We start from the raw sequence: 13589 nt of genomic DNA on the forward strand, positions 1-13589 counted from the left end.
TCCGCCGCGAAAGGAGCGATCTTGGCATCGGCCAGCTCACGCACCGTACGCCGCAGCAGCTCATGCTCCTCGGACGGCGCGTACGTGGGAAAGTCAGAACTCATGCCCCGAATGCTACCGGCCAGTACGGTCCGGTGGCCGGTGCACGGAGCCGCCCGCAACGGGCACCTTGTGAAAAAGGCCGCTGGTCGGCGAAAGCGAAGCGAGAGGAGCAGGCCTTGTCCCACCGGCTGACGGTCATCGGAACGGGTTACCTCGGCACGACCCACGCGGCGTGCATGGCCGACCTCGGCTTCGAGGTCCTCGGTCTCGACCTCGACGAGGAGAGGATCGCCCGGCTCTCCGCCGGTGACCTGCCGTTCTACGAGCCGGGCCTGGAACCCGTGCTGCGCCGCGGGCTGGAGAGCGGCCGGCTGCGTTTCACCTCGTCCTACAAGGAGGCGGCGGAGTTCGGCGAGGTGCACTTCCTGTGCGTCGGCACCCCGCAGAAGTCCGGCGAGTACGCGGCCGACCTCACCTTCGTGGACGACGCGATCGGCACGCTCGCGCCGCTGCTGGAGCGGCCCTGCCTGGTCGTCGGCAAGTCCACCGTGCCGGTCGGGACCGCCGCGCGGCTGGCCGAGACGATGGCGCGGCTGGCGCCGGCCGGCGGCGACGCCGTCCTCGCGTGGAATCCCGAGTTCCTGCGGGAGGGCTTCGCCGTCCAGGACACCCTGCACCCGGACCGGATCGTCGCCGGGCTGCCCGCCGACCAGGGCGCCGCCGAGCACGCCGAGAAGGTGCTGCGCGAGGTCTACCGGACGGTGATCGCGGACGGCACCCCGTTCATCACCAGCGACTACGCGACCGCGGAACTGGTCAAGGTGTCGGCGAACGCGTTCCTCGCCACCAAGATCTCCTTCATCAACGCGATGGCGGAGGTCTGCGAGGCGGCGCACGCCGATGTGACAAAACTCTCGGAGGCGCTGTCGTACGACGACCGGATCGGCGGCAAGTTCCTCGGTCCCGGCCTCGGCTTCGGAGGCGGCTGCCTGCCCAAGGACATCCGGGCGTTCATGGCGCGCGCCGGGGAACTGGGCGCCGACCAGGCGCTGACGTTCCTGCGCGAGGTCGACGAGATCAACATCCGGCGGCGGATCCGGATGGTCGACCTCGCCCGGAATCTGCTCGGCGGCTCGTTCGCCGGACGGACGGTCGGGGTGCTCGGCGCGTCGTTCAAACCGAACTCCGACGACGTCCGCGACTCCCCCGCGCTGGACGTGGCCGCGTCCATACGCGCGCAGGGCGCCAAGGTGACGGTGTACGACCCGCAGGCCATGCGGAACGCGCGCCGAGCCCAGCCGAGCCTGGAGTACGGCGACTCCGCCATGTCCGCCTCGCGCGACGCCCATGTCGTGCTGCTGCTGACCGAATGGGCCGAGTTCCGGGACATGGACCCGTCGGCGCTCGCCGAGGTCGTCGCCGAACGCAACATCGTGGACGGGCGCAACGCCCTGGACCCCGAGCAGTGGCGCGCCGCCGGGTGGAACTACCGGGCCCTCGGGCGCCCCTGATCGGGGGGAACTAACCGGCCGCGTGCGCTGTTGTCGTGAACATGTCTGATGATTTCGCCGACCAGGACGTGATCCGCCGGCTGCTGAACGAGTCCAGGACGTGGGCGTTCGTCGGGCTCGGCGACAACCCCGGACGCGAGGTCCACACCCAGGCGCGGCTGCTCCAGGAGCGCGGGAAGCGGATCATCCCCGTCCATCCTGCGGCGCGGGAGGTGCTGGGCGAGAAGGGCTACGCCTCGCTCGCCGACGTGCCGGACGCCTCCGGCGTGGACGTGGTCGGCGTCTACCGCCGTGCCGAGCACGCCGGGCAGGCGGTGGACGAGGCGATCGCGGCCGGCGCGAAGGCGGTGTGGCTGCCGCTCCAGGTGATCGACGAGGCGGCGGCCCGGCGCGCGAGGGACGCCGGGCTCGACGTCGTCATGGACCGCTGCCCCGCGGTCGAATGGGCCCTGCGACGCTGACCGCCGCCGCCCGACCCGAACACCGGCCGCACGGTCAGAGTCTGTCCCGGAGCCGCGCGCCCTTGGCCTTGGCCTGGCCGTAGAGGTCCTGCTGGAAGACCTTCATCTTGGCCCGCAGGTCGTCGTCGGACACGGCCAGGATGCGGACGGCGAGCAGCCCGGCGTTGCGGGCGGCCCCGACCGCGACGGTCGCGACGGGCACCCCGGCGGGCATCTGGACGATCGACAGCAGCGAGTCCATCCCGTCCAGGTACTTCAGCGGCACGGGCACGCCGATCACCGGCAGCGGCGTCACCGACGCCAGCATGCCCGGCAGGTGCGCGGCCCCGCCCGCACCCGCGATGATCACGCGCAGGCCGCGGGCGGCCGCGTCCTCCCCGTAGGAGATCATGTCGTGCGGCATCCGGTGCGCGGAGACGACATCGGCCTCGTAGGGGACGCCGAACTCGGCGAGCGCCTGCGCGGCGCCCTCCATCACCGGCCAGTCCGAGTCGCTGCCCATCACCACGCCGACCAGCGGCTCCGACGTCATGCCTGCCTCCTGTGGGGGGCGACCCCCCACACCCCCCGGTTCGCTTCGCTCATGCCTGCCTCCTGTGGGGGGCGACCCCCCACACCCCCCGGTTCGCTTCGCTCATTTCGGTTCCTTCATCTCAGGTCCCCACCGCAGGTAGTCGGCGGCGTGGCGGGCGCGTGCGCGGACGTCCGCGACGTCGTCGCCGAGGACGGTCACGTGGCCGATCTTGCGGCCCGGCCGGGACTCCTTGCCGTACATGTGCACCTTGACGCCCGGGTCGTGGGCCATCACGTGAATGTAGCGGGGGTAGACGTCCGGGTCGTCGCCGCCGAGGACGTTGGCCATGACCGTGACCGGGGCGGTGGGATCGGTGGAGCCGAGGGGCAGGTCGAGGACTGCCCGGAGGTGCTGCTCGAACTGCGACGTCCGGGCGCCCTCGATCGTCCAGTGCCCGGAGTTGTGCGGGCGCATGGCCAGCTCGTTCACCAGCAGCCCGTCGCCGGTCTCGAACAACTCGACCGCGAGGAGGCCGACGACGCCGAGTTCCGCGGCGATGGTCAGCGCGAGACGCTGCGCCTCGGCGGCAACGTCCCCGGGCAGGCCCGGCGCCGGCGAGATCACCTCGGTGCAGATGCCGCCCTCCTGGACGGTTTCCACGATCGGGTACGCGGCGCCCTGCCCGTACGGGGAGCGCGCGACGACGGCGGCGAGCTCGCGGCCGAACGGGACGTGCCGTTCGGCCATCAGGTCGACGCCTCCGGACAGCATCCGCTGGACGAGGTCGCGCGCCTCGCGGCCGAGGTCGCCGATGATCCAGACGCCCTTGCCGTCGTAGCCGCCGCGGGTCGCCTTGAGGACGACCGGCCACCCGTGCTCGCCGGCGAACGCCTCCAGGAAGGCCAGTGGCGCGGAGGGCGGCACATGCGCGTAGGCGGGGCACGGCACGCCGAGTTCGCTGAGCCGCTCGCGCATGACGAGCTTGTCCTGGGCGTGCGCGAGGGCGGCCGAGCCGGGTCGGCACGGCACACCCGAACCCTCGAGTTTCTGGATGTGCGGCCCCGGGACGTGCTCGTGGTCGAACGTCACGACGTCGCAGCCGTCGGCGAACGACACCAGGTCGTCGAGGGACCGGTCGTCGCCCACCCGGACGTCGGAGACGACCTTGGCCGCCGACTCGTCCGGCGCCCCGGCGAGCACGCGCAGGGACACGCCGAGCCCGATCGCGGCCTGCTGCGTCATCCGGGCCAGCTGCCCCCCGCCCGCCATCCCGACGACGGGCGCCTCATGCCGGCGCTGAGCTGGTTCTGTCACGTCAGAAAGGTTATCGGCCGGTGCGGGCGAACGATTCATCCGTCCGCCGCGTCGAACCGGTGTGGGGCCTCCGGCGATGGGCAAGGAACGCACGGACAGAGTGAAACGTTCACGTTCCGACGTCCCCGCGGCCGCGGGCGTCTATCCTCGTGATGCCTCCGCCATCGCCGCCGCGCACTGTGACGCGGCACACACAGCCGAAGTCCGGAAGGACGGTTCCCCTTCGTGAGCCTGGTCGCCAATCTCCATCGGCAGTTCGAGCACCTCGTGCGCGAACTCGCGAAGTTCGGCAGCGTGGGCGCGATCGCGTTCGTCATCACCATCGCGATCGGCAACGGTCTGCACAGCGGCCTGGGGGTGGGCCCGTTGACGTCCAACGGCGTCGCCACGGTGATCGCCACGACGTTCGCCTACCTGGGCAACCGCTACTGGACGTTCCGGCACCGCGACCGCACCGGGCTCGGCCGCGAGTACGTGCTGTTCTTCGCGCTGAACGGCGTCGGGCTGGTCATCACCGAGTTGTTCATCGGCTTCTCGCACTACGTCCTGGGGCTGTCGGGCGCCGTCTACTACAACGCCGCGCTGGTCGTCGGCACCGGCGTGGCCACCCTGTTCCGCTTCTGGTCGTACAAGAAGTGGGTGTTCCTTCCGTCGAGCGCGCCGCCGGTCGACCCCGCGTCCGGGCTGCCGGAGGCGCCGCCCGCCCCCGCCGCCGAGGCGCCGGGCGTCCACCGGGCGAACGGCCACGCGAGCCCGTCACCGCGTCTCGGTCACCCCCTCGGCACCCACGCCGGCGCCACCGAGGACTACGCCGAGATTTAGGTCACAGCCCCGGCCGCAGGTTCAGGCCGGGCCCATGACGACCCTTTCCGCCGCGAGGCGGGCCTCGGCGGCCTGGCGGAGGAAGACCCCGAACACCGCGGGACGGGACTGGATCAGCTCCAGGCGCCCGCCGTCCGCCGTGGCGAGGGAACGGGCCAGGTAGAGCCCGAGGCCGGTGCCGCGGCCGCCGCTGACGCTCCGCTCGAAGATCCGCGGCTCCAGTTCGGCCGGTATCCCGGCGCCCTCGTCGCCGACCTCGACCACCACCGAGCTCATGCCCGGCTTGGTGTGGATGGTCACGGTGCCGGCGCCGTGCATGAGCGAGTTGTCCAGGAGCGTCGCGACGATCTGGGAGAGGCCCTCGGGGTTGGTCATGCCGACGAGGCCCTGCTCCCCGATGATCCGCACGTCCCGGCCGTCCCGCCGGAAGATGGGCCGCCACTCCTCGACCTGCTGGGCGATGATCTCGTCGATGGGTGAGGCGACCGCGCCGCCCGTGCGGTCGTGCTTGGCGCGCGACAGCAGCTGCTCGACGACCGCGACGAGCCGTTCGGCCTGCGCGACGGCCGCCGCGCCCTCCTCCCGGACGACGTCCGGATAGTCGGCCGCGTCGATCATCTCCTCCAGGCGCATGGACAGCGCGGTCAGCGGGGTGCGGAGCTGGTGGCTGGCGTCGGAGGCGAACTCGCGGCTGTTGGCCAGCAGGTCGGCGATCCGGACGGCGCTGCGGTCCAGCACCTCGGCGACGCGGTCGACCTCCGGGATGCCGTAGCGGCGCCGGCGCGGCCGGGCGTTGCCGCTGCCGAGCCGGTCGGCGGTCTCGGCGAGGTCGATCAGCGGCAGCGTCAGCTTGCGGGCCTGCACCATCGCCAGGCCGACGGTGACGGCGACGCCGAGCAGGGCGAGGCTGCCGATGAGCAGCATCAGCCGCAGCGCGTCGGCGCGGACGCCGGCCTCCGGGCGCGATATCCGCACCCGCACGCCGCCGTGTGCCGCGGTGGCGGTGAGCGCGGGCCGGGTGCCGGCGGAGCCGGCGGTGAGCGTCCGGCCGTCCGGCATGACGATCGAGATGCGCCGGCCCGGGTACTCCCGCGCGATGACCGCGCCGGTGACGGGCTGGTGGGCTTCCAGGCTGAAGCCGACACCGCCGGCGATGGCGGACGCCTCACGGTCCAGGGACCGCCTGGCCTCCTCATAGACGAGCTTGTGGGCGGCGTAGGCGAGGGGTATGCCCAGCAACAGGATCGCGACCACCGCCACCGCGAGCGTCGACAGCAGGAGTCGGCGCCTCATCAGGGCTCCTTCGAGGGTGGGGCCACGGACCGCGCGGCACCGTGCCCCCGGGGCCTCTCGGGAAGGCCCCGGGCGGTTCCGCCCGGCCGTGGCGGCCGGAGCTAGTCGCCGCGTTCGAACCGGAAGCCGACGCCCCGCACGGTCGTGATGTAGCGGGGGCTGCCGGCGTCGTCGCCGAGCTTGCGGCGCAGCCAGGAAATGTGCATGTCGAGCGTCTTGGTGGAACCCCACCAGTTGGTGTCCCACACCTCGCGCATGATCTGTTCGCGGGTCACGACCTTGCCCGCGTCCCTGACGAGGACGCGCAGCAGGTCGAACTCCTTGGTGGTCAGCTGGAGCTCGTGGTCGCCCATCCAGGCGCGGCGCGACTCGGCGTCGATCCGCACCCCCTGGACGATCGGGGTCTCGGTGCTGCCCCGGCGCAGCAGTGCCCGCACCCGGGCGAGCAGCTCGGCCAGCCGGAACGGCTTGGTCACATAGTCGTCGGCGCCCGCGTCGAGCCCGACGACGGTGTCGACCTCGTCGGCCCGGGCGGTAAGGATCAGGATGGGCACGCCGTGCCCTTCGGCCCGTACCCTGCGGGCCACCTCAAGGCCGTCCAGTTCTGGAAGGCCGAGATCGAGGACGATCAGGTCCACGCCGCCGCCGAGCGCCCGTTCCAGCGCCTGCGGGCCGTCCGGGCTGACTTCGACGGTGTACCCCTCGCGACGCAGCGCGCGGGCGAGAGGCTCGGAGATGGACGTGTCGTCCTCGGCGAGCAGTACTGAGGTCATGGACCGATCGTATGACCATTCTTGAACATTGCCCGGCGTGCGCCGCGCTCTTGACCTGCGGTTTGCCACTCGTAGTACATCCTCAAATACGGCCAATCAGGCGGTACCGGGATGCACTTCTCATCACGCCCGTCCCTTGAGGCCCGGGAGGTCACCCGAATACGGCCGCGGAGGTCCCCGGCAGCGCCACGACGGCCGATTTGGAATCACCGATGATGTCCATGTCCAGGCGAATTGCCGGATTCGAGGCGAGCAGCAGCCGGGGCGCGGCGGCCTTTCCGGGAGCGGACGCCGGGAGGGCCACCGGGCGGGCACCGAAGTTCGCCGCCACGCACACCCGGCCCCGCCACATCATCAGCCAGCGCGCCATGGCGTCGTCGGCCTCGACGACCGTCTCGGTCAGGCGGGGGTCGTTCAACTCGGGCAGGGAACGGCGCAGCGCGAGCAGCGCCCGATGCCATTCGAGAAGGTCACGGTGGTTCGGCCGCTCGGGCTCGGACCAGTCGAGGACGGAACACCGAAACGTGTCCACAGCCTGTGGATCGGGGATTTCGCCGCTCCAGCCGTGCCGCGCGAACTCCCGCCGGCGTCCCTCGCTGACCGCGCGTGCCAGTTCCGGGTCCTGATGGTCGGTGAAATAGCACCACGGGGTGGCGGCGCCCCACTCCTCGCCCATGAACAGCATGGGCGTGAACGGCCCGAGCAGAACCAGCGCCGCACCGACCTTGAGCATCGACGGCGGGATCTGCGCGGACGCGAGAACGGCGCCGATCCGATCGCCCGCCGCGCGATTGCCCACCTGGTCGTGGTTCTGCAGAAAGCCGAGGAACCGGTGCGCGGCGGTCTTCTGGACGTTCACCGGACGGCCGTGGTGCCGTCCGCGGTAGGTCGACATGGTGCCGTCGTGAACGAAAACGCTCGTGAGCGCCTTCTTCAGCGTTTCCAGAGAGCCGAAATCGCAGTAATAGCCCTGCCGTTCGCCGGTGAGTGCGGCGTGCAAAGCGTGGTGGAAGTCGTCGCTCCACTGCGCGTCCAGCCCATATCCACCCGCTTCTCTGGACGTCACCAGGCGCGGGTCGTTCAGATCGGATTCGGCGATGAGGGACAGGTTCCGTCCGAGGTGGGCCGACAGACCGGCCACAGAGCAGGCCAATTCCTCGAGAATGTGGACGGCGCTGTGGTCGGCGATGGCGTGGACGGCGTCGAGGCGCAGCCCGTCGAAGTGGTAGTCCCGCAGCCACATCAGCGCGTTCTCGACGACGAACGCCCGGACTTCGTCCGAGCCTTCCTGGTCGAAGTTGACCGCGTCGCCCCATGGCGTGGTGTGGGCGTCGGTGAAGTACGGCCCGTAAGCGGCGAGGCGGTTCCCGTCCGGCCCCAGGTGGTTGTAGACGACGTCCAGGACGACGGCCAGACCGCGCGCATGGGCGGCGTCCACGAAGCGCTTCAGCCCGTCAGGACCGCCGTACGGCTCGTGCGGCGCCCACAGGTGCACGCCGTCGTACCCCCATCCGTGGCGGCCGGGGAACGCGGCGACGGGCAGCAGTTCGACCGCGTCGATCCCGAGCGCCACCAGATGGTCGAGACGTTCGGCGGCCGCGTCGAACGTCCCTTCCGGCGTGAACGTGCCCACGTGCATCTCGTACAGGACGCTTCCGGGGAGCGGGCGTCCGTGCCAGTGCTGGTCGGTCCACGCGAACCGCGCGTGGTCGTGGACGCGACTCGGCCCGTGGACGCCGTCCGGCTGCCAGGGGGAGCGCGGGTCGGGCAGCACCTCCTCCGCCCCGTCCAGGGCGAAGCCGTAGTCGGTCCCGTGCCCCGCGCCCGGCACACCGGCCGCCCACCATCCCGGACGTGCGTCCAGCCGTTCCATGGGATGCCGGATACCGCCCACCACGACGTCCGCGCGGCCGACGGCCGGCGCCCACACATGGAACCCGGCGCTCAACGATCGATCTCCCTGGGGACGAGCAGCGCGACGGGCAGATGCTCGAAGACGCGGGCGGCGTCCAGGATCGGGCCCATGTGCGTGCAGCCGGTCAGCACGTCCCGCCAGCCCTGCTGGACGACGTCCACCCTGGTCCTGCCCCAGCCGCCGCGGCGCTCCAGCCCGGCCGGCAGCCGGGTGGCGAGCGCGACCGCCTCACCGCGGGCGAACCCGACGACGTGCTCGGCGGCGGGCCCGCGGGCCGCGATCGGCTCGTGCCGGGCTCCCGGGCCGAACCAGTCGGGGCGGGACCGGCGCAGCCGCAGCGTCCGCGAGGTGACCAGGAGCTTCTCGTCGTCCACCTCCTTCGGCAGCCGCCCGGTGTCGAGCCGCTGGAGGTGCTCGCGGCGCCGCCCGTAGTCGACCGGCCGCCGGTTGTCCGGGTCGACCAGCGCCAGGCCGGTCAGCTCGCAGCCCTGGTAGACGTCCGGGACGCCCGGCATGGCCAGCTGGACGAGCTTCTGCCCGAGCGTGTTCACCCGGGCGTGGCGGGCCAGCCTCCCCACGAACGCGGTCAGGTCGGTGATCAGGTCCGGGTTCGCCAGGACGCCGCGCGTGTAGGCGAGGACCGCCTCCTCGTAGCCGCTGTCCACGTCGGCCCAGGAGGTGCGGGTCTTGGCCTCGCGCATGGCCTTGGTGAGGAACTCCTCCAGGCGGCCGATGGTGAGCGGCCACGCTCCGACGAGCGTCTGCCACAGCAGGTATTCGAGGTCCGGTTCCAGGGGTGATTCACCGGGGCCCCAGTGCCGCCAGCGGTCCACGGCCTCCGCCCACTCGCTCGGCAGCTCCGACAGCACGGACAGCCAGGCGCGCACGTCCTCTTCACGTTTGGTGTCGTGCGTGGACAGCGTCGTCATCGTGGACGGCCAGTCGCGGGCGAGCCGGATGCAGTACGCGTGGAAGTCCTCGGGGCTCACGGCGAACCGCCCTGGGTCGCCGCCGACCTCGTTCAGCGCCGCCATGCGGTTCCACCGGTAGAACGCGGTGTCCTCCACGCCCTTGGCCGCCAGCGGAGCCGATGTCTGCTGGAACCGCACGATGAACTCGGCGTCGGTGCGGTCCCCGCGTCCGAGGGCCAGTTCCACGATGGTGTCGAGGTCGTCGTGAAGTTCCTCTGGCAGATGCGCCCGTGCACGGTGAGCGGCCTCGTCGAGGACGTCCACCGCCTGCTGCGGCGCGTCCTCGCCCGGCACGACGTAGGCGCGGTAGACCGGCATGGCGACGAGGAGCTCGACCAGCGCCCGGTCCAGGCCGGGACGGCTCTCGTGCCCCGCAACGCGCCGCAGGACGCGCAGGAGCCGGTCGATCTCGGGCTTCAGGCCGTGCGTCGCGGCGTGGAGGCGGGCGTCGCGCTCCACCTCCTCGAAGTCGCGCGGGCCACCGGTGATCGACACGTAGTGCTCGGTGAGCGGCTTCTCCCCGGCGGCGTCGACGAACAGGCCGCCGACCATGCCGAGCGAGTCGTAGCCGGTCGTGCCCGCGCACGGCCAGTCCGGCGGCAGCCGCTCCTCCCCCTCGGTGATCTTCTCGACCAGCAGCCAGGCGTCCGGGACCGCCTCCGACAGCCGCCGCAGATAGCCGCGCGGGTCGGCGAGCCCGTCCGGATGGTCGATGCGCAGGCCGTCCACCAGGCCCTGCTCGACCAGGCCCAGCAGCAGCGCGTGCGTGCGCTCGAAGACCTCGGGGTCCTCCTGCCGCAGCCCGATCAGGCCGGAGATGTCGAAGAACCGGCGGTAGTTGGGCTCGCCTTCGCCCGGCAGGACGACCCGGCCGCCGCCCGCCTCCCAGTCGATGTCGAACCACTTCGCGTACGGGGAGCCCCGCCCCTCCGCCAGGACGGCGGTGAGCGGCATGTTCGGCTCGCCGGGGTCCGGGATCGCCATGTGGTTCGGGACGACGTCGACCAGCAGCCTCAGCCCGTGCGCGCGGAACCGGGCCGCCATGGCCCCGAACGCGTCGGCCCCTCCCAGCTCGTCGGCCAGGCGGGAATGGTCGATCACGTCGTAGCCGTGCGTGGACCCGGGCGCGGCCCGCAGGACCGGCGAGAGGTAGACGTGCGACACGCCGAGGGACGCGAGATAGGGAGCGAGCGCGGCGGCCTCGGCGAATCCGAAGTGCTCCTCGGGCGTCCCGCGGAGCTGGAGCCGGTAGGTGCCGGACGGGGGTGCGGCGAACGCGTCGTCGTCGGGCAGGGACGCGTCGCCGCTGTTCGGTTCGGACAGGGTCTCTTCGGTCAGGTGGTCCTCGGACACGGTCTCCTCATCGGGGGGGTCGTCGGGGAGCGGTTCCTCGGGGAGCGGTTCCTCGGTGGCGGGTTCGGCATGCTCGTTCACGGTTCGCCGGGAGAACTCAGACACGGCGCAGGACCTGGATCGAGCGGTCGCCGACCGGGACGGTCTCGCGGGCCTTCACGACGGGCGACTCCTCCTCGGCGAGCAACGGGTCCGCGGTGTCGAGCACCTTTATCCACATTTGCCCGTATGTGGCGGGCGGAAGCGTGAACGTCAGGTCTCCGTCGTGGCCGTTGATCAGCAGGAGGAACGAGTCGTCCCTGACCTGCCTGCCCTTCGGGTCGGGCTCGCCGATCGCGTCGCCGTTCAGGAACACGTTCAGCGACCTGCTGAAGCCGGCCGACCAGTCCCGGTCGGCCATCTCCGCGCCGCCGGGCGTGAACCAGACGAGGTCGGGCAGGTCCTCGGGCCTGGACTTCGCGGCGCGGCGCGCCTTCTTCGTCCGCTGGTCGCCGAGGAAGAACCGCCGCCGCCGGAACACCGGATGCTCCGTGCGCAGCCTGGACAGGTCCTGCACGAAGTCGAGCAGGAAGCCGCGCTCGTCGAAAGCACGGTGCTGGTCGGAACCACGGCGCTGGTCGGAACCACGGCGCTCGTCAGAACCAGGGCGCTCGTCGAAACCACGGCGCTCGTCGGACCCGTGATGGCCTGCGGGGCCGGTCGGCCGGGGTGAGCGCGTGTCGTCGCGCATCCCCGTCCAGTCGACCCAGGAGAGCTCGTTGTCCTGGCAGTAGGCGTTGTTGTTGCCGTCCTGCGTCCGGCCGATCTCGTCGCCGTGCAGCAGCATCGGCACGCCCTGCGACAGGAAAAGCGTGGTCAGGAAGTTGCGTTTCTGCCGCTCCCGCAAGGAGACGACGTCCAGATCGTCGGTCGGGCCCTCATGGCCGCAGTTCCACGACCGGTTGTCGTCGGTGCCGTCCCGGTCGCCCTCCCCGTTGGCCTCGTTGTGCTTGCCGTCGTAGGAGACCAGGTCATGCAGGGTGAACCCGTCGTGGCAGGTCATGAAGTTGATCGAGGCGATCGGCCGCCGGCCGTCGTCGGCGTACAGGTCGGACGAGCCCGTCAGCCGGGACGCGAAGTCGGGGAGCGCGCCCGGATCCCCGCGCCAGAAGTCCCGGACGGTGTCGCGGTACTGGCCGTTCCACTCCGTCCACAGCGGCGGGAAGTTGCCGACCTGGTAGCCGCCCTCGCCGACGTCCCACGGCTCGGCGATCAGCTTCACCTGCGAGACGACCGGGTCCTGCTGGACGAGGTCGAAGAACGCGGCGAGCCGGTCCACCTCGTGCAGTTCGCGGGCCAGCGTCGCCGCGAGGTCGAAGCGGAACCCGTCCACGTGCATCTCGGTCACCCAGTACCGCAGCGAGTCCATGATCAGCTGCAGGACGTGCGGGCTGCGCATCAGCAGGCTGTTCCCCGTGCCCGTCGTGTCCATGTAGTAGCGGGGATCGTCGTCGGTGAGCCGGTAGTACGAGGCGTTGTCGATGCCGCGGAACGACAGCGTCGGGCCCAGATGGTTGCCCTCGGCGGTGTGGTTGTAGACGACGTCCAGGATCACCTCGATGCCCGCCTGGTGCAGGGCCTTCACCATCGCCTTGAACTCCAGCACCTGCTCGCCCCGCGCCCCCGCCGACGAGTACTCGCTGTGCGGGGCGAAGAAGCCGATGGTGTTGTAGCCCCAGTAGTTGCGCAGCCCCCGGCTCGTCAGCGCGTCGTCGTGGACGAACTGGTGGACGGGCATCAGCTCCACCGCCGTCACCCCGATCGAGCGCAGATGATCGATGATCACCGGGTGGGCGAGGCCGGCGTACGTGCCGCGCAGTGCCGGCGGGACGTCCGGGTGCCGGGCGGTGAGGCCTTTCACGTGCGCCTCGTAGATCACCGTCTCGTGGTACGGGATCCGCGGCGGCCGGTCGTCCCCCCAGTCGAAGTACGGGCTGACGACCACCGACCGCATCGTGTGCCCCGCCGAGTCGGCGTCGTTGCGCGACCACGGGTCGCCGAACTCGTAACCGAAGCAGGACTCGTCCCAGTCGACCGTTCCCTCGACCGCCTGCGCGTACGGGTCCAGGAGGAGCTTCGCCGGGTTGCACCGCCGGCCCCGGCGCGGATCGTACGGGCCGTGCACCCGGAACCCGTACCGCCGTCCCGGCATGACGCCCGGCAGGTACGCGTGCCAGACGAAGGCGTCCGCCTCCGGGAGCGTCAGCCGCGTCTCCTCGCCGTCGCCCGCCGGCCCGTCGAACAGGCACAGCTCCACCCGCTCGGCCGCCTCGGAGAAGACGGCGAAGTTCGTTCCCGCGCCGTCGAACCGGGCCCCGAGCGGATAGGCGCCGCCCGGCCAGATCTCAGCCACCGTCCCGCGCCTCCCGTCCGTGCGGCTCCGCAGCCCGCGGGCGCGCGGGCGCGGCGGCGCACGGAAGGGGCTTTCCCCCTGAGGTTTAGATCACACCGGAACCGATCGGGAGCCCACTGGTCAGAACGGACATTCCTGAGCTACTTTAGGGGAGCCTAACCTTAATGAGGGTGCCCTAAGCATCCCAGGTCAGGTGCGTGGCCCCAGGTCGAACCGCACGGAAGGGCT

General features: G+C 71.4%; 10 protein-coding genes. 3 read left to right on the plus strand and 7 right to left on the minus strand.

The window, feature by feature from the left end:
• Positions 1-218: 218 nt before the first annotated feature.
• Both ACGFK0_RS33125 and ACGFK0_RS33130 read left to right on the plus strand, forming a co-directional pair.
• A complete protein-coding gene (locus tag ACGFK0_RS33125) occupies positions 219-1553 on the plus strand; it encodes a UDP-glucose dehydrogenase family protein (RefSeq protein ID WP_392912155.1) in 1335 nt (444 codons plus the stop codon).
• Positions 1554-1594: 41 nt separating this feature from the next.
• Positions 1595-2014, plus strand: a complete 420-nt coding sequence (locus ACGFK0_RS33130) for a CoA-binding protein (protein WP_392912157.1) — start codon at positions 1595-1597, stop codon at positions 2012-2014.
• Between the two features lie 34 nt (positions 2015-2048).
• On the opposite strand, the gene purE is transcribed toward ACGFK0_RS33130, so the two are convergent.
• Both purE and ACGFK0_RS33140 read right to left on the minus strand, forming a co-directional pair.
• Positions 2049-2546, minus strand: coding sequence for a 5-(carboxyamino)imidazole ribonucleotide mutase (gene purE, locus ACGFK0_RS33135; protein WP_392912159.1), 498 nt, complete (start codon positions 2544-2546; stop codon positions 2049-2051).
• A gap of 102 nt (positions 2547-2648) precedes the next feature.
• A complete protein-coding gene (locus tag ACGFK0_RS33140) occupies positions 2649-3797 on the minus strand; it encodes a 5-(carboxyamino)imidazole ribonucleotide synthase (RefSeq protein WP_392912409.1) in 1149 nt (382 codons plus the stop codon).
• A 270-nt stretch (positions 3798-4067) separates the two neighbouring features.
• Here ACGFK0_RS33140 and ACGFK0_RS33145 point away from each other — a divergent pair, with 270 nt between their 5' ends.
• The gene (locus ACGFK0_RS33145; RefSeq protein WP_392912161.1) at positions 4068-4664 is read left to right on the plus strand and encodes a GtrA family protein; all 597 of its coding nucleotides are present in this window, start codon (positions 4068-4070) and stop codon (positions 4662-4664) included.
• Between the two features lie 21 nt (positions 4665-4685).
• Here ACGFK0_RS33145 and ACGFK0_RS33150 read toward each other — a convergent pair whose 3' ends face one another.
• From ACGFK0_RS33150 to glgX, 5 genes are all read right to left on the minus strand, one after another.
• The gene (locus ACGFK0_RS33150; protein ID WP_392912163.1) at positions 4686-5957 is read right to left on the minus strand and encodes an ATP-binding protein; all 1272 of its coding nucleotides are present in this window, start codon (positions 5955-5957) and stop codon (positions 4686-4688) included.
• Between the two features lie 101 nt (positions 5958-6058).
• On the minus strand, positions 6059-6730 hold the full coding sequence (locus ACGFK0_RS33155; RefSeq protein WP_131951643.1) for a response regulator transcription factor: 672 nt from the start codon (positions 6728-6730) through the stop codon (positions 6059-6061).
• A gap of 151 nt (positions 6731-6881) precedes the next feature.
• Positions 6882-8678 carry a malto-oligosyltrehalose trehalohydrolase gene (treZ, locus tag ACGFK0_RS33160; protein WP_392912166.1) on the minus strand — a complete coding sequence of 599 codons (1797 nt, stop codon included), beginning with the start codon at positions 8676-8678 and terminating at the stop codon, positions 6882-6884.
• The gene (gene treY / locus ACGFK0_RS33165) at positions 8675-11050 is read right to left on the minus strand and encodes a malto-oligosyltrehalose synthase (RefSeq protein WP_392912168.1); all 2376 of its coding nucleotides are present in this window, start codon (positions 11048-11050) and stop codon (positions 8675-8677) included. The genes treZ and treY overlap by 4 nt, the downstream gene beginning before the upstream one ends.
• 16 nt (positions 11051-11066) lie before the next feature.
• Positions 11067-13361, minus strand: coding sequence for a glycogen debranching protein GlgX (glgX, locus tag ACGFK0_RS33170; protein WP_392912170.1), 2295 nt, complete (start codon positions 13359-13361; stop codon positions 11067-11069).
• Positions 13362-13589 lie beyond the last annotated feature (228 nt).

It is taken from the genome of Spirillospora sp. NPDC048823 (genome assembly GCF_043198445.1).
Classification (GTDB): domain Bacteria; phylum Actinomycetota; class Actinomycetes; order Streptosporangiales; family Streptosporangiaceae; genus Spirillospora.